At 52.7% G+C, this 20754-nt stretch carries 20 protein-coding genes; 12 read left to right on the plus strand and 8 right to left on the minus strand.

The annotated features are described in order from the left end of the window. Window positions 1–110 precede the first annotated feature (110 nt). Window positions 111–1340, minus strand: coding sequence for an RES family NAD+ phosphorylase (locus ACIPZG_RS05540; protein WP_400639543.1), 1230 nt, complete (start codon window positions 1338–1340; stop codon window positions 111–113). Window positions 1341–1694: 354 nt separating this feature from the next. Here ACIPZG_RS05540 and ACIPZG_RS05545 point away from each other — a divergent pair, with 354 nt between their 5' ends. The 7 genes from ACIPZG_RS05545 (at window position 1695) to ACIPZG_RS05575 (ending at window position 9050) form a co-directional block, all read left to right on the plus strand. Then, window positions 1695–2186 carry a hypothetical protein gene (locus ACIPZG_RS05545; RefSeq protein ID WP_400639541.1) on the plus strand — a complete coding sequence of 164 codons (492 nt, stop codon included), beginning with the start codon at window positions 1695–1697 and terminating at the stop codon, window positions 2184–2186. Between the two features lie 14 nt (window positions 2187–2200). Continuing rightward, on the plus strand, window positions 2201–3160 hold the full coding sequence (locus ACIPZG_RS05550) for a hypothetical protein (RefSeq protein ID WP_400639539.1): 960 nt from the start codon (window positions 2201–2203) through the stop codon (window positions 3158–3160). After that, on the plus strand, window positions 3147–3827 hold the full coding sequence (locus ACIPZG_RS05555; RefSeq protein WP_400639538.1) for a hypothetical protein: 681 nt from the start codon (window positions 3147–3149) through the stop codon (window positions 3825–3827). The genes ACIPZG_RS05550 and ACIPZG_RS05555 overlap by 14 nt, the downstream gene beginning before the upstream one ends. Window positions 3828–4239: 412 nt before the next feature. After that, window positions 4240–5703 (plus strand): amino acid permease, encoded by a 1464-nt coding sequence (locus ACIPZG_RS05560; RefSeq protein ID WP_400639537.1) that lies wholly within the window; start codon window positions 4240–4242, stop codon window positions 5701–5703. Window positions 5704–5881: 178 nt separating this feature from the next. Next, the gene (locus ACIPZG_RS05565; protein WP_400639536.1) at window positions 5882–6802 is read left to right on the plus strand and encodes a helix-turn-helix domain-containing protein; all 921 of its coding nucleotides are present in this window, start codon (window positions 5882–5884) and stop codon (window positions 6800–6802) included. 185 nt (window positions 6803–6987) lie between these two features. Further along, a complete protein-coding gene (locus ACIPZG_RS05570) occupies window positions 6988–8394 on the plus strand; it encodes an aspartate aminotransferase family protein (protein ID WP_400639535.1) in 1407 nt (468 codons plus the stop codon). Window positions 8395–8684: 290 nt separating this feature from the next. Next, on the plus strand, window positions 8685–9050 hold the full coding sequence (locus ACIPZG_RS05575; protein WP_400639534.1) for a histone-like nucleoid-structuring protein, MvaT/MvaU family: 366 nt from the start codon (window positions 8685–8687) through the stop codon (window positions 9048–9050). Window positions 9051–9546: 496 nt separating this feature from the next. On the opposite strand, the gene ACIPZG_RS05580 is transcribed toward ACIPZG_RS05575, so the two are convergent. The 6 genes from ACIPZG_RS05580 to ACIPZG_RS05605 form a co-directional block, all read right to left on the minus strand. Next, window positions 9547–10008: an ester cyclase gene (locus ACIPZG_RS05580; RefSeq protein WP_400639532.1), complete on the minus strand. Its 462-nt coding sequence runs from the start codon at window positions 10006–10008 to the stop codon at window positions 9547–9549. A 114-nt stretch (window positions 10009–10122) separates the two neighbouring features. Then, window positions 10123–10689 (minus strand): flavodoxin family protein, encoded by a 567-nt coding sequence (locus ACIPZG_RS05585; protein ID WP_400639531.1) that lies wholly within the window; start codon window positions 10687–10689, stop codon window positions 10123–10125. Window positions 10690–10858: 169 nt separating this feature from the next. Then, a complete protein-coding gene (locus tag ACIPZG_RS05590; protein WP_400639530.1) occupies window positions 10859–11254 on the minus strand; it encodes a winged helix-turn-helix transcriptional regulator in 396 nt (131 codons plus the stop codon). A gap of 89 nt (window positions 11255–11343) precedes the next feature. Continuing rightward, on the minus strand, window positions 11344–12348 hold the full coding sequence (locus ACIPZG_RS05595; protein ID WP_400639529.1) for a hypothetical protein: 1005 nt from the start codon (window positions 12346–12348) through the stop codon (window positions 11344–11346). A gap of 83 nt (window positions 12349–12431) precedes the next feature. Beyond that, on the minus strand, window positions 12432–13550 hold the full coding sequence (locus tag ACIPZG_RS05600; protein WP_400639528.1) for an XRE family transcriptional regulator: 1119 nt from the start codon (window positions 13548–13550) through the stop codon (window positions 12432–12434). Next, complete coding sequence (locus tag ACIPZG_RS05605) at window positions 13543–14163, minus strand: hypothetical protein (RefSeq protein ID WP_400639527.1); 621 nt, start codon at window positions 14161–14163, stop codon at window positions 13543–13545. The genes ACIPZG_RS05600 and ACIPZG_RS05605 overlap by 8 nt, the downstream gene beginning before the upstream one ends. A 183-nt stretch (window positions 14164–14346) precedes the next feature. Here ACIPZG_RS05605 and ACIPZG_RS05610 point away from each other — a divergent pair, with 183 nt between their 5' ends. After that, entirely contained in the window at window positions 14347–15075 is a 729-nt protein-coding gene (locus ACIPZG_RS05610; RefSeq protein ID WP_400639526.1) for a DUF4062 domain-containing protein, read from the plus strand. 369 nt (window positions 15076–15444) lie between these two features. Here ACIPZG_RS05610 and ACIPZG_RS05615 read toward each other — a convergent pair whose 3' ends face one another. Next, window positions 15445–15825, minus strand: a complete 381-nt coding sequence (locus ACIPZG_RS05615; protein WP_400639525.1) for a hypothetical protein — start codon at window positions 15823–15825, stop codon at window positions 15445–15447. 512 nt (window positions 15826–16337) lie between these two features. On the opposite strand from ACIPZG_RS05615, the gene ACIPZG_RS05620 reads away from it, so the two are divergent. The 4 genes from ACIPZG_RS05620 (at window position 16338) to ACIPZG_RS05635 (ending at window position 20651) form a co-directional block, all read left to right on the plus strand. After that, window positions 16338–18074, plus strand: coding sequence for an FAD-dependent oxidoreductase (locus tag ACIPZG_RS05620; RefSeq protein WP_400639524.1), 1737 nt, complete (start codon window positions 16338–16340; stop codon window positions 18072–18074). A gap of 68 nt (window positions 18075–18142) precedes the next feature. Next, complete coding sequence (locus ACIPZG_RS05625; RefSeq protein WP_336084905.1) at window positions 18143–18916, plus strand: SDR family oxidoreductase; 774 nt, start codon at window positions 18143–18145, stop codon at window positions 18914–18916. Window positions 18917–19092: 176 nt separating this feature from the next. Then, window positions 19093–19863, plus strand: coding sequence for an IclR family transcriptional regulator (locus ACIPZG_RS05630; RefSeq protein ID WP_336084907.1), 771 nt, complete (start codon window positions 19093–19095; stop codon window positions 19861–19863). Then, a complete protein-coding gene (locus ACIPZG_RS05635; protein WP_336084909.1) occupies window positions 19860–20651 on the plus strand; it encodes an IclR family transcriptional regulator in 792 nt (263 codons plus the stop codon). The genes ACIPZG_RS05630 and ACIPZG_RS05635 overlap by 4 nt, the downstream gene beginning before the upstream one ends. Window positions 20652–20754: the final 103 nt, after the last annotated feature.

The following is a 20754-nucleotide window of genomic DNA, read 5'->3' on the forward strand; positions in this document are numbered from 1 at the left end:
TGGCATGGGCGGATGTGAAATTCAGAAAGAGGCCTTGAGCACCCATGGTGTCGATTTTGCTCACTTTCTGTCGCCTTGCTTTGAGCCTGGAATAGCGTGTGAGGAGAAGCTCAACTGCTGAGCTCGGTCGTGTGATACTCGACACGGGAGATCTCAAATACCGACACACCCTTTTTTGAGGGGACGAGATCAAACTGAGGTACCCAATCAGGTGTCTGCAGTGCGTCAAGAGGACTTCGGTCAAAAAACACATAGTTAACACCACCCTCTCGCTGAACTGAGCGAAACGAGATGCCATCAAACCTCTGTTTGTCATAGTACCGAATAAATTCAGCAAGCGCTTGCGTCACAACATAATCCGTGTCATTAGCGCGCACAGGCCGGGCGATTAAGTCGTGAAGATACTCAAGCAATAGCCGACGATCAGTTCGCTTCTGATAACCAGGCTGAAACCAGCTCATTGATTGGTGCTCAAGCGCTGTGAGCGCGGTGAAATCAAAGAACTCCAGCGGTCGGGTGGAGACGAATTCTGCCACCACCACTTTATCCCCAATCGAGGGCCGTACCTCCGCAATCCCCGTCTGTGCGTCGGCCGCGACATAAAGCAGTGGTACGCCTGAAGGGCTCATCCGGTTATTGGCAGCGCGATCCTTTGGGGGCGCTCCTAGCTCCTTAGCAGGATCATTTTGAAATGCAAGGAGCTGACCATGCGTGGAGGCAATTCGAGCTCGATAAAAGCGAGTGGCTTCTGGGGCAACCTTGACGACAGCAGCAACATCAGGGTTTTCGCGGCTACTTGCTCGCATCGCTTCAAAAATCAGGGACTCGAAAAACATGCTGGCATTGGTATTAAAAAACCTGCGACCATGCACCAGTTCAGCAGCTATACGCGTCCAATCACCTTCGACCCACCATCGCTCGTGCTCCTCAGACTCAAACGGGCTTGATACCCGGCAATACTCCTGTCCGTTGAAGTAAAAATCTTCCTCATCAGCATCAGGATCAATGAGCCGTTCGGCCACCGCATTACATACGGCTTCCGATTCGCACCGGATGGCAATACCAATTATGCGACTGAGCCCCATCTCGTAACCTGGGTGAAGTCCATGGTCGATGGCAAAATGTTCGGAAAGGTGCTTTTTGATCGTGTCTGCGATTTTCTTAGAGGTGAGCGCCTTGAGCACTGAGGAGCCGCAGCAGGTGCAGGACTGTTCCTCCGAACGTTTGGAGGCCTGTTTCTTGAGCCAAGTGTCACCAATGCAGGCCACACAAACAAACATGGATTCCTCAGCATCTTCTTTGGTGAGGATCTCATGCCAAATCTCGTCCAGTAAGGCCATTGAATTGCTTCCTTGTAGCGTTTGAGCAAGGCCAAATCGTATCACTGTCAATTAACTGCGGCACAATCTCCAAAAAACTGTATAGGTGCCGGCGATGCTCAAGCAATTACACCTCGAGCTCAATGATCAAGGGCTCCTTGCGTGTTGCGGACAATCGCCATCGGTCTAGCCCGGCAGCTGCGTTGTGAATCATGTCAGGTGAAAGCTTGAGGATTTCTTGAGCACGATGCGCGCTAAGTCGAAGCTACATGCTCGTGTGCGAGTCCTTACCTTCCATTTACCCCTATGCTGGCCAAATGGTATTGTCGGCTGATTCTCGTCTATCGCGACTTGCCCGGCAAAGGAGACGCCAGCTTGGGAGCTCTACAGAATTCGCCATTCCTATCTCGATTTGCGACGCCAAGAACAGGGGAGGACACCATACCTGGTTTCTATTCCTCTGAACTCCAAATGTGGGCGGTTCAGGCTCCGGAAGGTGAAGTCCCGATCATCGCCAACGGTGCCCTGAACGAGCTGATGACCAAGACGAAGGTCAACGCCGAGCAAGATGATGAGGCGTGCTGGCAGATTGAGTTACTGACCAAAACCTATCAGAAGGTCGAAAGCGATGATGACGATCCCAGTCCTTATCGAGGTCAATCGGATGACTCCAACCACCTGCACCAATTCGATTCGAGTAACCATCTGCTGCAGCTCGTGACTAAAACTGATGCGATCACTGAGAGAGATGATCGGTGCAATGCCAACCACATCCTCGAGCTGATCACGAAGACCAACGTCGAGCTGGAGCGCGATGACAATGGTGATCCTACGTTCGGCTTAGACACCCGTTACTACTCAGACTGACCTGGAAGCGCATCATGCTGCTGTTGGTGACAAATCGCCGGGATATCACGATGGACTACGTGGTTGCTGAACTTCGCCGGCGCGATCAGCCTTTTGTCCGCCTCAATACCGAGCAATTGCCCCAAGCGTTGTGCTCGATGGCGGGATTTCCTCGGGACGCTTGGTCTATTTCACTGGATGGGGTGGTTGTTCGTGGGTCGCAGATAACTGGGGCCTATTTCCGTAGGCCTGGAGCTCCGGTTGTATCCGACACGGTCACAGATCCTGGCGAGCGGGCCTACGCCGAAGCAGAGTGGAGCAGCTTTCTCAAAAGCCTCTACTCCCGCTTGGAGGGGCTGTGGCTGAATTCACCTACGAAGATCTTCATGGCTGAAGACAAGCCGATGCAGCTCCTCCTCGCGCAGGAGATGGGCTTCCACGTACCACAAGCATTCATCACGAACGACATCTCATGTGCTAGGGCCATTTCTGTGCTCGGCAATGCCGTTGGCAAGCCCCTGCGCCAAGCGGTGCTTGAAGGCGAGACGGAGCGCGTCATCTTCACATCCCGACTCGCTGAGATTGAGGATGATCAGGCGGACTCAATCAGGCTGACTCCATTCATTGTGCAATCAGAAATCCTCAAGCAATACGATATCCGAGTGACTGTCGTGGGAGAGCGGGTTTTCGCAACGGCGATCTGGTCGCAAGATAACGAGGAAACAGAAACTGACTGGCGCAAGGGTAGTCGGCCTGACCTTCGCCACGAAAAGATCGTTCTTGAGACTCGTGTTCAGCGTCAATGCGTGAAGCTTGTTAAGCGCCTCGGCCTCCGATACGGGGCCATCGATTTGATTTGTGATCGAGCGGGGAAATTGTGGTTCTTGGAGATCAACCCGAACGGGCAGTGGGCCTGGATCGAGAATCTAACTGGCTACCCAATTGCTTCAGCGATCGTAGACGAGCTGACGGTGAACAGCATTGCTCAAACTTAAAGAACGGCTCCGCTGGCTGTGGCCGACAGTCATCCCTCTGTCCCCTATTGAACAGGCCGCAGATGCAGAGTGGAAGCAGCAGATTGCTGCATCAGTGCGCGATGGAGATTGGACGACCGATAGCGAAGTGGTGCTGGAGGAATCTAGGCGACTCTTCGATGCAGAGGTTGACCGCCGCAAGGGTGCTGACGCTAAGGCAGGAATTTACCTCGCGGCCATCACGGCGCTGATACCCGTGTTGGTCTCGCTGCTGCCGACGCTGTGGAGTGACAAGTCGAGCAAATGGCTAGGCTGCATGGGGCTTATGCTGTTCGCGTTTGCAGTCGCCTTCTTGCTGAGTGCGGGGGCCTGGGCGTTCAGAACGCTGAAAGTTGCAGGGTTCGCCCAGCTGGGCCCAGGAGAGTTAGCCTCCACTTGGAAAGAAAGCTCGCCCAGAGCGGGGTTAGCCAAGCAGCTCGCTCGCGCCGTCCTGCACAACTACGCACTGGTCAACGAGAAGGTAACCGGCATCAAGATGACTCATGAGTACCTGCTTCGTGCCTTCCTGACCTTCACAATTCTGTTAGTGCTTCAGGTCGTGTGGCCGGTGGGTGCCTGGGTGGTAGAAGAGAGCACCAAGCTGTTGGGTACTCCACCCCCGGTTTCATTGATCATGTGTTACTCGTAATTCCGGAGCGTCCTGGCTTGCTACCGCGATAGGCGCCGCTCGGTGAAGCTGGGCAGCGAGCAGATTGTTGATTGAGCAATGCGCCCTTGTCCGTCCAAGTTTCCTCCCACTTTTAGCCCTCGTCTCGGTCATCCCGAACACGCCTCCAGGGCTGCCTGCATTCGCAATCTGGATAGTTTTTCTGAGCGCCCAGCGACCATCATGTACGAGCTGCAGACGCTGTTGAGCGCGTCACCGCAAGCGAATAAGAATAAGCACATTAAAACAATAATTTCTGCTGCCAGTTAAGCTTATGAATCTGCCATCGCCCCATTCAGTCTTTAAAGATGTTTGGTGCTGATTTTGACTATTTCGGGTGCTCATCAAGGACGACTAGCTCCTGTATCCGATAATTTTCTATATGGTGGAAAATATGAGCTGGTCAGAAGCAGATCTACAATCGAGTAGCCAGGGGACTGCAAAAGCTGGTCGCCAACTTGGAATAGGGTTCAAGCCGCGCCACCTGACGATGATGTCAATCGCAGGGGTAATTGGTGGTTCATTGTTCGTTAGCTCTGGAAGCGTAATCCATAATGCCGGGCCAGCTGCCGTTCTAGCTTACCTTGCCGGGGGCATTCTCATGATGCTGATTATGAGGATGCTAGGCGAGATGGCTACAACCTCACCCGACACTGGTTCGTTTTCAACATATGCCGATAGAGCTATCGGAAGTTGGGCAGGGTTCACGATTGGATGGCTCTACTGGCTTAGTTGGGTGTGCATAATGGCATGGGAAGCTTATGTTGCCGGCAAAATCCTCCACGGCTGGTTTCCAGCGATTAGCATGAACGCATTTGTGCTGGGAATTACTCTCCTTCTAATGAGTGTGAACTTCTTCAATGTCCGGCATTTTGGCGAGATGGAGTTTTGGTTCGCTCTCATAAAGGTGGTGGCAATTTGCAGTTTTCTTGCTATCTGCACCCTGGCGGCTATGCACGTCTGGCGGGGTGGTGAGGTAATCGGAGTTGCCAATTTGACCGCACATGGATTCGTGCCGAACGGTGTTGGAGCAGTTGTTGGTGCAATGCTTGGGGTAATGTTTGCATTTTTAGGCGCTGAGATCGCGACCATTGCGGCCTCTGAGTCTAAAAATCCTCAAGAACAAATCGCCAAAACCACCAAATCGGTCATCTGGCGAGTAGGATTGTTCTACGTAGGCTCCATTTTTCTGATCGTATGCTTGGTGCCTTGGAATGATCCGTTCCTGGGCGAGTCAGGCTACGGTGCATATCGTCGTACGCTTGAGCTGCTGGGGGTACCGGGTGCCGAATACCTAATGAATTTTGTGGTGTTGACTTCCGTAAGTAGCTGTCTTGTGTCGGCTCATTACACAGCCTCTCGGATGTTGTTTTCACTGGCTGTCCGAGGTGATGCTCCCTCGGTACTCAAGCGCACTCGTCACGCGAACGGCGCACCAATATGGGCAATCTTGGCGTCATGTGCAGTGCCGGTTGTGTTGGCTCTGATGAATTTTAGCGAGGCGTTGCGCCCCAAGGACGTTCTAGACACGCTGATGAACGTTACCGGCTCGACCGCCTTACTGGTGTATTTGGTGATCGCATTTTCGCAATTACGGATGCGACGTAAATTGCAGGAGCAGGGCACCCTGATACCCATGAAAATGTGGATGTATCCGTGGCTCACTTGGGCGGTGATCAGCTTCATCAGTATTTGCTTGGTGATGATGATGCTAAGCCCAGATTACCAATCAGTTATTTTCTCAACAGGCGGCTTGACGCTGTGCATCATGGCGGTCGGAATAATCCGACAGACACGCAGCCCAAAGAACACCGCTACCGGTGCAAGTGAAACTCAAGCGAAGGCGCTGCTACGGTAGCGTGCGGAATCACCTGCTAGCCGCCAGGCATCAACGAATGGGCCGATATGGACGCTGCTCGTCGGCCGTATCAGTTTTGAATTGCCAGATACCCACGGTTCTCCGTGGGGCTTGCCGAGGCACACGATTCTGGGGTAATTGGATGAGTGGTTGCTCAAAACAGTAAGAGGTGCTCAGCATGCCATCATTAGTCGAGTACCGATCCTACGACGTGGTTCATCAGGCTAGGTTGCTTGGGAATTGGGATCAGAAGTACACCCAGCTTTCTCCTGGGCGGTTTGAAGGTTCGGTGACTGAGCTCAGGTTGGACGGTTTGACGCTTGCACGGGAGCGCATGAACACTGCGGTTCAACAAGCCGGCAGCCTTCCGGCTAGGAGTTATGCAGTCTCGCACCCGATCAATCCACACGGCTTACATCATCTGGATTGGCGGAGAGATCTCAAAGACGGCTCTGGCCTGATGAACTCGTCTGGCCGGTATCGGGTGATGTCTTCGGAGTTTTCTGATGTTTTGGTACTCGTCGTTGCTGCTGATACGCTGGCGGAGCACCTAGATAGGCTTGGCCTAGGTGTGGTTGTCTCAAAAATTCGGACGCTCAGTCTGCCGGAGGGATTTCAAGCAATGGCCCTGGATATGCTCGATCAATCGCAGTTCGAGCTATCGGACGATTTCTGCTCGGAATCGTCAGCACGGTTGCTCGATTCGCTAGCGTCGCCTCTATGTGAAAGCTCCCAGAACGAGAGCGCGCGGACTTGGCGAACTGATCGCTTCGGCATAGTCAATGATGCTTGTGATGCAGCAGAAGAGGAGGGTTTAAGCACAGCCACCCTTCAAACCATGTGCCAAGGTGCCCGAGTGAGCCTTCGTATCCTTCAGTACGCCTTTCGCGAAGTGCTTGGTGTAACTCCTTTGAAGTGGCTTAGGATCGCGAGGCTAAATGCCGTACACAGCGATCTGATATGTCATCGTCCAACCGGGATTACTCAATGCGCCTTAGCCTATGCTTTTACCCATTTAGGCCGATTCTCCGTCGAATATCGCTCAATCTTTTATGAGACTCCTCGACAGACATTACATCGTGCCCGTTGCGACGATTAAGCTGTGGCGCAGAATCACACTGTAACACTGGGTTGGCCGCCACAGTGTTCGCAAAATGGATATTTAATTTTTCATCAAATAGTTATAAATAATTAACACGGCATCACTGATATGCTGCATGAGTAGCATGGTTGGTGCCAGTGATATCACTCAGCCATAATTTTCCCATCAGTCAGGTGACTAATATGCTTGCGAGTAAAGTAGGGGTTAACTCGTCTTTGGATCAGATGTCAGATCTGCACTTGATAGACATGCAGACTCAGCTTCATCCATTCACGGACGCTCGAGTTCATGCCGAACAAGGTGCTCTGATGATTGAGCGCGGAGATGGAATTTACGTGATTGATTCTGATGGCAAACGTTACATAGAAGGAATGTCAGGTTTGTGGAGTGTCGCTGTTGGATTTAACAATAAGCGACTGGTTGAGGCTGCAACGAAACAGCTAGATAAACTTCCGTACTACCATCAGTTCATCAACAAAACGCTATATCCTTGCATTCAGCTTTCTGAGAAATTGCTGCAGATTGCTCCAATACCAATGAGCAAGGTTTTTCTTGCCAATTCTGGCTCCGAAGCCAACGACACTGCGGTAAAGCTTGTTTGGTATTTCAATAACTCAAAGGGCCAAGCGCAAAAAAAGAAAATTATTTCACGAAAAAACGGGTACCACGGAATTACGGTTGCTGCCGCGAGCCTCACTGGACTGCCTACAACTCACAAAGCATTTGACTTGCCGCTACCGGGCTTTATTCATGTCAATGGCCCTCTTCTATATCGGGACATGAGAGTCGGTGAATCAGAGGAGTCCTATGCTGATCGGCTAGCGGATGAGCTTGAGCAAGTAATCCTGAGAGAGGGGCCTGAAACAATTGCAGCATTTTTTGGTGAGCCTGTCATGGCAGCAGGTGGTGTGCATATTCCACCTGCAACCTATTGGCAAAAGATCCAAAGCATATGCCGCAAGTATGACATTCTTATCGTCGCAGATGAGGTAATCACCGGTTTCGGTCGTACGGGTTCTATGTTCGGCTGCGAGACGTATGGCATCAAGCCAGATATCCTGGTTCTCTCTAAGCAGATCACATCTTCTTATCAACCTCTTTCCGCCGTTTTAATTAACCAACGTGTGTACGAAGGCATTGCTGATCAAAGTAGTGTCATCGGCACGTTCGCGCATGGATTTACCGGTGGCGGTCACCCCGTTGCTGCGGCCGTTGCGCTGGAGAATATCGCCGTCATAGAGGAGGAGGGTCTGGTTGAGCGTGCTGATAAGATGGGTCAACTGCTACAAAAAGCCTTGCGTGGTTTTGAGAGTCATGAACTCGTAGGGAACGTGCGTGGTGTAGGACTCATCGGGGCGGTCGAACTGGTTGCTGACAAAGACACAAAGGCTCCGTTCGGTGAGCCTGGAACCCTTGGTCGTTATCTTGTAGCTCGAGCGCAGGAAAATGGACTCGTGTTGAGAGCTATCGGCGATTCCATCGCATTTTGTCCGCCGCTGATCATTTCAGAAACCGAGATCGATCAGCTGATCAGTCGTTTCGCTCGTGCGTTGGATCAAACCGCAGCATGGTACCGTGGCAACAAATAAGTCCGCTTGTTACTGCTCCTGTGGATTCTAATGCACCTTAGAGCCACAGGAGCTCTCGGCACAGTGCTACTCACTGCCTACACACAACTGTAACCTGAGATCACGATCTCGTCAGCTGGCTCTGTCCACGACCATTGGGTGACATTCACTTGTCTATTTCGCTATCGGTCAAGCCTCGGTTCGGGATTAGGTTGCAGATACCGCTACGCAACCTCGGCGTGCTGTCGAAATTCGCATTTTTCTCGTCCCACATGTAGTCTTGTCGTACCTGTACATCAAAGGATTCACACATGTCTCGCCTCGCCGAATACCGTCGTCTTGAACAGCAGCTCGCAGCTCAGCTTGCTGAACTGGAAGCCATGAAAGATGACAATGGGCTTAAGCAAGAAATGGAGTTTGAAACCAAACTGCGCGGCCTTCTCGGAGAGTATGGCTACAGTTTGAGAGAGGTCATCAACATCCTGGATCCGCAGGCTGGCCTGCGTCAGGTGAACGCTGCTGCAAGCACCACCGGTACCCGCAAACCGCGGGAGACGAAAACCTACAAAAACCCGCATAACGGCGAGCTCGTTCAAACCAAGGGCGGGAACCACTCAGTGTTGAAAGCTTGGAAAAGCCAGTACGGCTCGGACACTGTGGAAAGCTGGCTTCAGTAAGAAGCCTGATACCAAGAGCCTCCTTCGGGAGGCTTTTTCGGTGCGTGAGTTGAGGTGTCCATCCCGCGGACGCTATCGACTACTAGGCCATGAGAACTGTGCAGTCAAAGTCCATGTCTTCGCTACAACGCAGAAGAGATAAGCGGCGAGATCTGCCTTCCTCACAAATCCTGCGCGCTCCGGCGTGAAGGAACACCCGCTTCAGAGTGAGATGAGCTTCCTGCTCGGATCTTGCTCCATGAAGAGCAGGATATCGAAAACTCGTCCTGGCTCGGCTTGAAGGGCAGGGTAATCGCTCCTTAAAACGGCGCCAGTCAAGAGTTCCTTGTTTTTCTCCCAACATTGGCCTAGCGCGAAGGGCAGACTGCAGAGCTTTTGGCCGGCGGCTTTGAGGGTGTCGCTGGGGAGCAGGTAGCGAGGGCTACCGAACCCTCGAACGCCGGCGTTCTGTAGCCCCTTTCTTACCTGGCTATCAAGCGCTGACATGAATCCCAAATCAGAACATGGAATTCCCGTTTGCTGCCTGCTCTGGTACCGCCTGGATAACGTCCCAGTGCTCGACAATTTTCCCGTCTCTGACGCGGAAAATATTCACGATCGCACGACCTCTGTCAGAGGGCCCGCTTTTTGAGTGATTGTGCAACCAGACTAGGTCACCATCGACTGCTGAACGTACGATCTGCGAAGTCGCGCCTGGATTTTTCTTGAAATAGTCTGTAAAGAAGCTCACGAAGGGGGCCTTGCCGTCAGGCACCTGAGGGTTGTGCTGCTTGTATGACGAATCTACTACTTTGGACGCTTCTGCTACCTGGTGTTTGTTAAAGAAGTCATTGTAAAAATCTACAACAAGCCGACGATTTTGCTCTGCATCGTCGGAGGGGGAGGCCTGAGCAGCTGCACCAGCCAGAAAATAGCAGGCGAGGGTGAGTGGGATTACGGCAAAAATTCTCTTACGCATCATGAGACCCCATGCTTTTTCGTCAACCCTTCCGCTGAGATGCGGGCACTCGTCAACGCTAGCCGAAATAAGCCGGCTTGGCCCGCCATAAAGCACAAACCAAGCCGATGATGATCAGGACAGCTTCGCAGCGATCTCAGCTACGCGCTTACCTAGCAGCTTCGCTGTCTCCAAATCGCCGGAACGTGGGGCTTCATCAGGAGACGCATCAGATGGGGAGACCGCCAGGGCGCCCGCAAAACCAGCAGTCCAGTTGATGTCTGAAGGGCCATGAGCCTTGGTGTTCGCAGGCATTAGCCCAGTACCTACCCAGATTTGTCCATGCTGCTGGGAAAGCGTCCAGAAGTACTCGATAGTCGAGAATTTATCGCCATTCACAGACGCGGAGTTCGTGAAGCCAGCTGCAACCTTATTCTTCCATGCTTGGCCGAACCAAGGCTTGGAGGAAGCATCGGCGAACTTCTTAAACTGCCATGCTGGCCCGCCCATGTAGGTCGGGCTGCCGTAGATAATCGCGTCCGCTTCGTTGATTTCCTCCCAAGCTGCCTCAGGCAGGTTGCCCTCTGGATCGATTGCGAAGAGCTTAGCACTCGCAAGGGAAGCGGCCCCTGCATGAACGGCTTCTGCTTGCTTGGCCGTGTGGCCATATCCGCTGAAGTAGACAACTGCAACTGTAGTCATAGCGATTTCCTTAACGAGTTGAGGATTATTGAGCGGGATTGGTAACCAGCTCATTAGGATTCGCGGATGACTATAGGGCCTGAGCGCGTAGGTGTGAAGATAGTTACCTCAGGGAAACCTACTCATTATGAACAAATCTTCATAATGATTGTATTTGGTTGAAAATTATCTACCGATGTAGTGGCTCTACGTTTCCACCAAGGTTGAGATCATAATTGCTCTGAGCCTGAAGCACTGCCTCTGCATTTTTCTCTGCCCATGAAATCGTCACCGCAACTGCATCAGCCAGAGTCGCACCCAGGTGGGTGAGAGAATACTCAACAGAAATAGGAACGGTATCGATGGGTATTCTACGAATTAACCCGTCTCGTTCAAGTCGCTTAAGAGTTTGTGACAAAACTTTTTGAGAGACACCTTCAATTTGCCGGAGCAATTCGTTGAACCGCCAAGTTCTGTCGTGCAAAAGACCTAAAATCAACATGGCCCACTTGTCCGCAACACGCTGGAGTATAAAGCGTGATGGGCACTCCGACGCATACGGGTTCCAAGGTGACGAAGTGCTCATAGATCATGATTCTCGCGTAGGTGGTGCAGGGATAGTCACAATGTCTACAGCCCATGCGACATATCCCTAAACAGTGTTCATTTCAATTTTTATGACAGATCGAATGTCATATTACCTTGAGATAGGAGGTGTTTCGCCACAAAACTTTGAATGAAAAGGCCCTGCTTCACAATTGGCGGCAGATCTTCTTCCGTCTCAAATGTCCCATCCATTTCATATGCCTCAAGCTCTCTCGAGTAGTTTGGGATTAGAGAGAGCACGTTTTCAATGAGATCTTTTTTGTCAAGCAGCCTATATCGATTACTGATGATGAATCCAAAACTATCTTCTAGGCTCCAGTGGCGAGAAAGCTTGCGCTTGGCGGTGTAGTTTTTGTGGCGATGGTAGAGGTTTGTAAAATAGACGGCGTCAACGCGTGAATAACCTTCTGGATTTGCGAAGGGTGCATCGCTAAACAGGCCGTTGTGGCCGATGAGGTAGTGCAGCCACTTTTGCATGTCTTGGGGCGTGTCACAGCAAACAGCGAGGATATTGAGCTCGCTTTCGCTTGGGCTCGGGCTGAATTTCTGGTGGGCGCTTTCCAAGAAATCCTTGAGCTTGTTGTCCAGGTTCGGCTGAACCACGAGTGGTTTTGACGATTCAGGATTGAAAAACTGGGTAAGCTCCTCTGGGAGCGTAAGGAAATCTGGATGGCGCCCCAAGAAATTAAGCTTGAACGCATCCTGGCTATCAATTTCTTCGGTCTTGGTGTAGTCCGCGCATTTGACCTCGATATTGTAAGTTACACCATCTACCGAGAAGGAGCAGTCCACATCCTTTGGGGGATTTAGCTTTGGCTCATATTTGAAGGTGGCGGGGTATGCAGCAGCAAAGTGCCCACAAATTGTAAGCTCACACGCCGTCTGCAAGTAATGCTTCTCTGAGAATGACTGTGGGTTTGGTCTCAACTTGGAATCACGAAGGTTCCTGAGTTCTTTGGTAGAAAGGAACGGCGTCAGTTTTTCCAAAAGCTGTTGCAGATCACTCTGATAGGCGACTGACGCCTCAGAGTCATTAAAGTATGCATTGTGAGGCGTAGATTGCTGGTCGTTCATGGGGCTGTACCGGTAAGAGGTCAATTCTAGGCTCGCCGCCAGATGACCAAGTAAATTTGCGCTTTGGTGGAGATGGTTCCGAGTTACCCCTGTGACTCGCCAGTTTTTATCAGCCTTAACGGGGACTTTGGTACCTTAAGCATGAATTGGGTCTCGACCATCTGACTGGTCAGCCCAGCTCCTGCAAGAACTCGGCTCCAGGTTGAGAAATCCAGGAGATCGATTGCTCGCTGAACAAGCAGGGGAGATTCCATCGGAATGAGCTCATCGAACTCTTCATGCTTGGTGAACCCTTTCCGTGCGAGGTAGGTAAATCCGCTCTTGGCTTGATCGGCGGTAAGGAGATCCAGCGCCCGAGCGCGATAAATCAGCGCCTTGAAGCTGACCTTCCAGCGAAGCTTCAGCTCTTTCAATGCTGGCCAGTTCAGGTACTTGCCCCGCATTGCCGGAAACTCCGCGGCGAAGCTCGCCCTCGGCATAAGCAGGGCACTCGCAAATTGGTTGGCTTGCTCTTCTGTTTCGCGGCAACCGGTTTCTATACCTTGGTGCATAACCAGATGACCGAGCTCGTGAGCCAGATCGAACCGCTGCCGTCCTGGATTCACTTTTGAGGTGTTGCGGACGATCAGTGGACGTTTGTTGAATAACGAGAATGCGTCAATGCGATCGTCTGCGTCAGCCAGGTTAACGACGAGCACACCTATTTTTTCCGCCAGCTTGGTAACGCTCGAGAGCGGGCCTAGGCCAATGCCTTGCTCTCTTCTAAAACGCTCAGCAACCTGTTCAATTTTCCCGGCACCGGTAACCGGCTCCTCGATCACATGAAAATCAACCGCGGGGAACGCTACCTCCTTGTCCAACTCATCAACGAGCAGCTCAAACATCTCAACCTGGGCGGCAATCGTTTTCTTCAACGTCTGGGTTGAGGTGCGCACACTGCGGAAGTGACATTGCTCAAGCTCAACACCACTCCTACGGGGGACATAAAAGAATCTTTCCTTGACGTTCAGGATTTCGCAGAGCTGCTTCAACTGTCCCGGGTTAGGAATTGAGTTGATCTCAAGCTTATGCGCGTATTGCCTAGTCACGCCAAGGAGCTCGCCGATTTCGGCAAGGGAGCGCCCCGAGGCGCACCTCGCGAGGCGTAGCTTGTCGGGTGAAAACTCGTCACCCAGAGGCAGGAGGCCTGTTGTGTCATTCATCTTTCAATTCAGCGTCTTTCGTTTCTTTCTGCCCAGCGTCCTTGTCGCGACGAACTGGCAGAGAATCATCAATTTCAACAACAGGGGAGAGCTCAGTGGTGCGGACAGAAAGCAGAGGTTCGTAATTGTGCGTCCACTTGCTGATGACATTGCGGTTGGTGTCGAAGCCCAAGACAGAGACGGTCAGCGTTGGGCCGTCTGGATTTCTATCGCTGTCGACATACAACCGCCAGGTAACGTTCCCGTCAGTGGCCGGCCCCAGCAAACTGTCGTGGTAAAGCTCAACGACGTTTTTCTCCACGCGATAACCCTTCTTGCGTGTGTCCGGGTCATCCGTAACCACCTGCATCAAAACCCCATCAATGCTGATCGTGTAATCCAACGTGTTGTTGACGAGCTTGAACCAAGGGAGGTCACCCTGGCGATGTAGGCGCCTAAACCGACCATGGATGCGACCGTAAGGAAAAATCCCTTTCGTCCAGTTGGTGTCATCTTCAGTGGATGTGGCCTCAAGCGCTTTGTAAGCAGCATCCAAAAGGTTGTTGCAGACGACATCAAGATGGGCGCGGCTGAGCTTCGGCTCAAGCTCACTTGGATGCTGATGTTCAGGCATGCATTTCTCCGAAAAAGCGTGCAAATAATCTGTAGTGTCAACCGATATTTTTGTGCATAATTTTGAGAATGTCAACCTCTGACGTTACGGGTCAGTGTGTTCAGTTGTCGTGCCAAATTGGGGCGCGCTACGTCTGCTCAAGCGCATATGGGCTTGCCGAATCTTGGGGTGATTGGGGGTTTTATGAACGTGTTCATCAGCTCTGTCGTGCGTAATTTTGAGAGCTATCGTGCGGCAGCCAAGAAGGCTGTCTTACTGCTCGGGCATGTGCCAGTGATGTGTGAGGAATTTGGTGCTCGGCCGTATTCCTCTCAGGAAGCCTGCATGACTGAAGTAGAGCAGGCGGATGTGGTGGTGCTTGTCCTGGGTGCTGACTTCGGGTTCAAAACTGAATCTGGGGAGTCGGTGACGCAGCAGGAGTTCCGACGCGCTCGAGCCACTGGCAAACCTATCCTGGCATTCCTGCATGACGTCGCGGTGGAAGGGCCGCAGCAAGAATTTCGATGGGAAGTATCTGATTACGTGGACGGGCTCTTCCGCGCCACATTTGCCAATGAGCACGAGCTGTCTGATGGTGTCATCCGGGCTCTGAGTCAGCTAAATACGAGCCGTAGTGCCGTTAGTGAGGCAGAATTCGCGCAGCGGCTGGAGATTCGAAACTCTAATAGCCGGTGGGGCGGCAGAGATCACGAAACCCGACTCGAGCTGGCTTTCCTGCCTCAGCCGGCTAACCCGGGTAGCTTGCGCTCCATCCACTCTGAACACGAATCCTATTTCTTGAAGTTTTGCCATGCTGGACTATGCACGTCAAAGCCGGCTATGAGGATTTCGACAGGGACGAACTCACAGGAATTGATGCTCCCGGCCTGGTCTGGCGGCATCACGACAGTGGTCTGTCTTGGTTGTCGATGACTCTCGCAAACCCAACGCGTCCGTCCAACCACTTCGACGGGTATTACGTATCGCCGACCCAAGTGAGGCGCTTGGCGGAAGCTGCATATGACATCCTTTGCCAAGGCCGAGGAGGGTGGTTTCAGTTGTCTCTCCACGGCGTGTCATACAAGGTTTTTGCAGAACCGCCTGCCGTTGCGACAGGGAGTTTCACTATGTCGCAACGCTCAGAGCAAGAGCTGCAGGAGCGCCGGCTACTCATCCCGGCGACCTCTGCGGCTTATGGACGATGGCTAGATGACGTGATGTTCAAGTTCAAGCGTAAGCTTTCGTCTTAAGCTGCTTTTGCGCCTGGCACTGGTATGCCAGGCGCAGTTGAGCTCAAAGCGCCTAGCTGGGTGAAACGTACAGTGCCATCCCGCGTTCCGCTACCTCCTCGAGCTTGAAAAACCTCCCAGCCGCTTTCAGTGCGGGGAAGACCACACATGCAGCGTAGGGCTCACTGTATTGAGTCGTTAATCCTTGAACGTCGAACACTATTTGGCCTGGCGGGAACCCCAGGTTTTGAGCGTGTTCAAGGTTGTGAAGTGTCCCCTCCTGTTCCCCGTTAGCCTCAGCGACTTCAATGACCTTCTGGCGGAGCGTGTCCACATCGCCGTCAGCCACTTCGGTGAAAAACTGCTGCCTGCGGTGTCTTGCGTAGCCGAATCCTGCGGCATTTGCAGAGCCAATCCGGTTCAACGCAATGCATGCGACAGTAACAAGCTCCATACCTTTCCTCCTTCGGTTTGCCGGCGCAGCTCCTACTCATAGATCAGAAAGGAAAGTCACGCCAGGATTGCTCAATTGCCTGCTGGCACCCTGCCGCCAATACAGAAATTCCGCACGCGCTTGTCTCGGATCGCCCGTCTTCCAGAACACCTGAAGAGAATCTAACCGCGGCAGGATTTTGATAACTCAATTTGCCCTCTCGCAGTACCAGGATGTCCTCCGTGCAGCTGGCGAAGCCTCCTTTCAGCATTGGAAGAAGATGCGTCACGTCCAAATTTTTATGAGTTAAGAACCCGCGATGGGTCTCGTCGGCGGGTAGCTTGCTTGCCCGAAACAACCGTTCTAGAGCTGTTCCTCACCTGGCTGACCTGCCCGTAGGGCAATCGGCAAGCAAAATTACCATATGACAAACCGTTTACACATAGGATAACTGAATGCTAATTTTTGCTCACCTGCTAGGTGGCGCCCCTGTCGGGCGTCGTTACCGGTAGTCCACGGTTTGGAGAACCAGCATGAAAAAACAAGAAATTTATGAATGCGATGTCCTGGTGGTTGGATCAGGAGCTTCGGGCATGTCTGCCGCCATTACGGCTAAGCATCATGGTTTGAACGTAGTGATGGTCGAGAAGGGTTCGACCTTTGGCGGTACTTCTGCTCGGTCTGGTGGATGGTTATGGATTCCGTGCACCTCGCTTGCTCAAGCATGGGGGCATAGCGACTCTCACGACGCGGTGAAGACGTACCTGAAGCATGAAGGAGGGAATGCCTACAACGAAGAACGCGTGGACGCTTTCCTGCGGCATGGAAGCCCGGCAGTAGATTTCTTCCTCAAACACACTGCCGTCAGATTCGATATGCCACTGGTGTTCCCGGACTACCATGCTGAAGCGCCTGGCGCCATGCAGGGCGGCCGTTCGATGGTTGCAAGACCGTTCGATGCTCGGGAGCTTGGTAAGCGCATGGAGCAACTTGAGCCACCGCTTCCTGAACAGACGGTTTTAGGGATGATGATCGGCTCAGGCCCGGACATTAAGCACTTCATGCGTGCAACCAGGTCGCTGGAGTCAGCGATTTACGCTACGAAGCGACTCTCCAAGCACATTTGGCAGACCATTAAATATGGCCGTGGGATGACGCTCACTAACGGGAATGCTCTGATTGGTCGGCTGGCCAAGTCAGCGTTTGATATGGAAATACCAATCTGGCTGCAATCCCCAGTTACTGAGCTGATTATCGAAGGCGGCGCGGTTGTAGGGGCTCGCGTGCGGAGAAATGGTGAAGAGGTAGTCGTTCGGGCGGCGAGGGGGGTCGTATTGGCTGCCGGGGGGTTCCCTCATGACATTGAGCGCCGCAAAGCTCTCTACTCGCACACTAAAACCGGCAACGAACATTGGACGCCTACTCCTAAAACCAACACCGGCGATAGCCTGAAAATGGTCGAAAAAATGGGAGGCAAGCTCAACACGAATCTCCCTAATCCTGCGGCATGGACACCAGTGTCTCTGACCACGCGTAAGGATGGAACTCAGGGTGTCATGCCGCACTTCATTGATCGTGCAAAGCCAGGTGTGATCGCGGTTACTCGGAGCGGCAAACGATTCACCAATGAAGCCGACTCGTATCACGACTATGTCCAAGCCATGATCAAAGCCTGCAGCCAAGAGCCCGAAGTATGCTCCTGGCTCATTTGTGACCACTACACGCTTCGACGTTATGGATTGGGGTGTGTAGCCCCATTCCCACTGCCAATAGGCAGGCACCTGAAAACTGGCTACCTGATCAAGGGCAAAACATTGGGTGCGTTGGCGAAAGCAGCAGGGATTAACGAGCAGCAGCTGGTAGAAACCGTCACCCAATTCAATGTCTCCGCGTCAGCGGGCCATGACCTTGAGTTCGGCAAAGGCTCAAAAGCGTACAACCGCTATCAAGGAGATGCCTACCGTGCGCCAAACCCTTGCGTCGCACCTATCGAGCGCGGGCCTTTCTATGCAGTGAAGATCGTCCCAGGAGACATTGGTACCTACGCCGGCATCGCAGTGGATCGCAACTGCCAGGTACTCGGAGCGGATGACCGGCCGATCCAAGGGCTATTCGCTGTGGGTAATGACTCTGCAAGCATCATGGGAGGCAACTATCCGGGAGCGGGTATCACCTTGGGCCCTGCGCTGACCTTTGGTTACGCCGTAGGGATTCACTTAAGCAATGCTGCACGAGTGGATGACGCCAGCTTGGTGAGAAAAACCGGTTGATAAGGGCGACATTGAATCGAGTCGTACGTCACCCGCAATGAACGATCAAATAACAACAAAGGTTTACCATGAAAAAACTGAGTGAAACTCGCCTGTCTGTTGCCGGAAAGCTGGTCTTGATTACTGGTGCGGCTCAAGGAAATGGCAAGGCTGTCGCGCACGGTCTCGCCGAGCAAGGCGCCAAAGTCGTCATTGTCGACATTGATGGCGAAGGTGCTACGAAAACAGCCGAAGCGATCTGCGGCGTAGGCAATCAGGCGTGGGGCTTTGGGCTGGACGTTAGTGATCAGGAGGCTTGTGAGCGTCTGGCCGCGGTGATTGTGGGTGAGATCGGTGACATCGATGTGCTGATCAATAACGCTGGGATTTTGAAGCGAGTAGTATTTGAATCACCAGCTGTTTCGCAGGCTTTAGCTGACACGCTGGCGGTGAACGTGACGGGGCCTTTCAATGTCACAAAGGCCTTTCTTCCTTCCCTGAAGAGAACCAAAGGCAACGTGATCAATGTCGCGTCGATTCAGTCCTTCGTCGCAGCCACTACGTCGCCTACCTATGCGATTTCAAAGGGCGCAGTGGCTCAGATGACCCGAACCCTGGCAGCGGAACTGGCGGAATTTGAAATCCGAGTAAATGCGGTTGCGCCTGGCATGTTCGCTACCGCCATGTCTGCAAGTACACGCGGAAACGAAAACGCCCTCAGCACCTTCTTGCAGCATGTTCCGATGAGACGTGCAGCTGATCCCGATGAGCTCGTTGGGCCTATTACGTTTCTTGCTTCCGCCGCGGCTAGCTACGTTACAGGTGTCGTTCTGCCTGTAGATGGGGGCTACCTCGTCCATTGATCCCGGCATTTCACCTGCAGAGAAGCCTTTAGGAACGGCACAATGTAACTGTGTCTGTTGATTGCGGTAGACGGTTGGAGGCGATACAGTGCCGCTTTTAACGCATTGACCAGTTATCGCATGCAGAACAGAGCAGGTATTCAGGAAGGGACACTGCTTGCTGATGGAGACATTCGATGAAGTCGTCTCAGCGGGGAGTGCAAAGCGTTGAGATGGCGGGGCTGATCCTGCGCACGATTGTGGAGCAGTCCCGTCCTCTCAGCCTCAAGGAAATCGCAGACCTTGTCGAAACCCCTCCGTCACAGGTCTATACCTACCTCGTTAGCTTGACGCGTGTAGGTCTTCTCAAGCGCAATGACTACACCCAAGCGTTTGAGCCGGGGCAGCTTTCGTTCCGGCTCGGCGTTTCGGCTCTTTATCGGCTTCCGAAAGTCAGCGAAGCGATTCCAATCGTCAATGAGATTGGACGCCGCCTGGAAGTCAACGTATTTGTGGCTGTCTGGAGTCGACACGGCCCGATCGTAGTGCACTATGCGGAACACGGTACGGTGCTGAGTATCGGCTTTCGTCTTGGTACGGTTCTTTCTTTAACCAGGACTGCAACAGGCCGACTGTTCGCTGCCTACCAGCCTCAGGAACTGTCGGCGTCTGTAATCGAAAATCAGACCTTCACCAGAGACAGCCTCGAGACATTCCAGTCCGAAGAATTCAAAGAAGTCTTGGATGAAATTCGGAGTGCCGGAAGATCTGTCGCACAAGGCTACCCAACCCCTTCGGTATCTACCATATCCATTCCCGTCTTTAACGATGCAGGGTGTCTCTTGCTCACAATGACAGCATTTTCCGCAGCCGCCAGCTTCGATTTGGCACGGATTGCTGAGGTAACCAATGAGATGCGCGCGGCATCTGAGCGTCTCATTAATGGATATGCGGAAGGCAAGCCATGAGCGAGCATGACGAGAAAAGCCCTCGCGGCATCCAATCTGTTGAGGTGGCGGCTGAGCTGTTAGAGGCGCTAACGCTTCTTCAAAAACCTGTATCTTTGAAGGAGTTTGCCTCAGCTGTAGGCATGAGTTCTGCGCGTGCGTTTCCCTATTTGGTCAGCTTGGTACGCTCCGGCCTGGTTTTCAAAGATGAAGAGACAGGTCTCTACGAGCCTGGATTGGTCGCACGAGATCTAGGAGTGCTGGGGTTGCACTTCCTCAGTCCCACCCATGAGGCGGAGCCGGTCGTCAAAGAGCTCGCTGCAGCCACGGGCCACGCAGTTGTACTCAGCGTTTGGGGATCTCTTGGCCCTACTGTGGTACGAATGGAGGAGGCTCGCTTCAGTCTTTACTCTGAGATCCGACTTGGCTCGGTGATGTCGCTGACAAATTCTTCGATCGGTCGTACATTCTCGGCCTGGCTGCCCCAATCGGCCTTGCAGAAAAACCTGTTGCTTGAAGAGATCCGTGATGCGGGCTCTAGTACTGCGCGCCTCGATCTCCCTAGCTACCTTGAGCAACTCTCCTTGATTCGCGAACGCGGCGTGGATGTCCAACGAGATCGCCCGATGCCAGGGTTGAGCTCGCTGAGCGCACCTGTGTTCGGGCTCAACGGAGAAATCGTATTTACCCTTACTGTATTTGACGACACGAATGCCATGAACCTTTCGGTGGATGGCGAAACTTCGCTTACGCTTCAGAGAAGTACTCAGAAGCTTTCCAGGCAATTGGGTCATTATTCGACCCCTTGAGCTTCGGCCTCTGTAACCGTACCTGGACATCCAAACCTTTGCCCCTTTCCAGGTAGCCCGGCGCTAAGCATGCTCAGCCCAGAAGTGGGGCTGAGTGACGTTT

The organism is Pseudomonas sp. NPDC089395, from assembly GCF_044749525.1.
Taxonomy (GTDB): domain Bacteria; phylum Pseudomonadota; class Gammaproteobacteria; order Pseudomonadales; family Pseudomonadaceae; genus Aquipseudomonas.

Bases quoted from the DNA above. Each gene is read 5' to 3' on its own strand.
- ACIPZG_RS05605 (WP_400639527.1), bottom strand. From the start codon at position 14,163: ATGCCTGAACATCAGCATCCAAGTGAGCTTGAGCCGAAGCTCAGCCGC.
- ACIPZG_RS05635 (WP_336084909.1), top strand. From the start codon at position 19,860: ATGAGCGAGCATGACGAGAAAAGCCCTCGCGGCATCCAATCTGTTGAG.
- ACIPZG_RS05570 (WP_400639535.1), top strand. From the start codon at position 6,988: ATGCTTGCGAGTAAAGTAGGGGTTAACTCGTCTTTGGATCAGATGTCA.
- ACIPZG_RS05630 (WP_336084907.1), top strand. From the start codon at position 19,093: ATGAAGTCGTCTCAGCGGGGAGTGCAAAGCGTTGAGATGGCGGGGCTG.
- ACIPZG_RS05610 (WP_400639526.1), top strand. From the start codon at position 14,347: ATGAACGTGTTCATCAGCTCTGTCGTGCGTAATTTTGAGAGCTATCGT.
- ACIPZG_RS05565 (WP_400639536.1), top strand. From the start codon at position 5,882: ATGCCATCATTAGTCGAGTACCGATCCTACGACGTGGTTCATCAGGCT.
- ACIPZG_RS05615 (WP_400639525.1), bottom strand. From the start codon at position 15,825: ATGGAGCTTGTTACTGTCGCATGCATTGCGTTGAACCGGATTGGCTCT.
- ACIPZG_RS05600 (WP_400639528.1), bottom strand. From the start codon at position 13,550: ATGAATGACACAACAGGCCTCCTGCCTCTGGGTGACGAGTTTTCACCC.
- ACIPZG_RS05585 (WP_400639531.1), bottom strand. From the start codon at position 10,689: ATGACTACAGTTGCAGTTGTCTACTTCAGCGGATATGGCCACACGGCC.
- ACIPZG_RS05595 (WP_400639529.1), bottom strand. From the start codon at position 12,348: ATGAACGACCAGCAATCTACGCCTCACAATGCATACTTTAATGACTCT.
- ACIPZG_RS05560 (WP_400639537.1), top strand. From the start codon at position 4,240: ATGAGCTGGTCAGAAGCAGATCTACAATCGAGTAGCCAGGGGACTGCA.
- ACIPZG_RS05575 (WP_400639534.1), top strand. From the start codon at position 8,685: ATGTCTCGCCTCGCCGAATACCGTCGTCTTGAACAGCAGCTCGCAGCT.
- ACIPZG_RS05625 (WP_336084905.1), top strand. From the start codon at position 18,143: ATGAAAAAACTGAGTGAAACTCGCCTGTCTGTTGCCGGAAAGCTGGTC.
- ACIPZG_RS05540 (WP_400639543.1), bottom strand. From the start codon at position 1,340: ATGGCCTTACTGGACGAGATTTGGCATGAGATCCTCACCAAAGAAGAT.
- ACIPZG_RS05620 (WP_400639524.1), top strand. From the start codon at position 16,338: ATGAAAAAACAAGAAATTTATGAATGCGATGTCCTGGTGGTTGGATCA.
- ACIPZG_RS05580 (WP_400639532.1), bottom strand. From the start codon at position 10,008: ATGCGTAAGAGAATTTTTGCCGTAATCCCACTCACCCTCGCCTGCTAT.
- ACIPZG_RS05550 (WP_400639539.1), top strand. From the start codon at position 2,201: ATGCTGCTGTTGGTGACAAATCGCCGGGATATCACGATGGACTACGTG.
- ACIPZG_RS05590 (WP_400639530.1), bottom strand. From the start codon at position 11,254: ATGAGCACTTCGTCACCTTGGAACCCGTATGCGTCGGAGTGCCCATCA.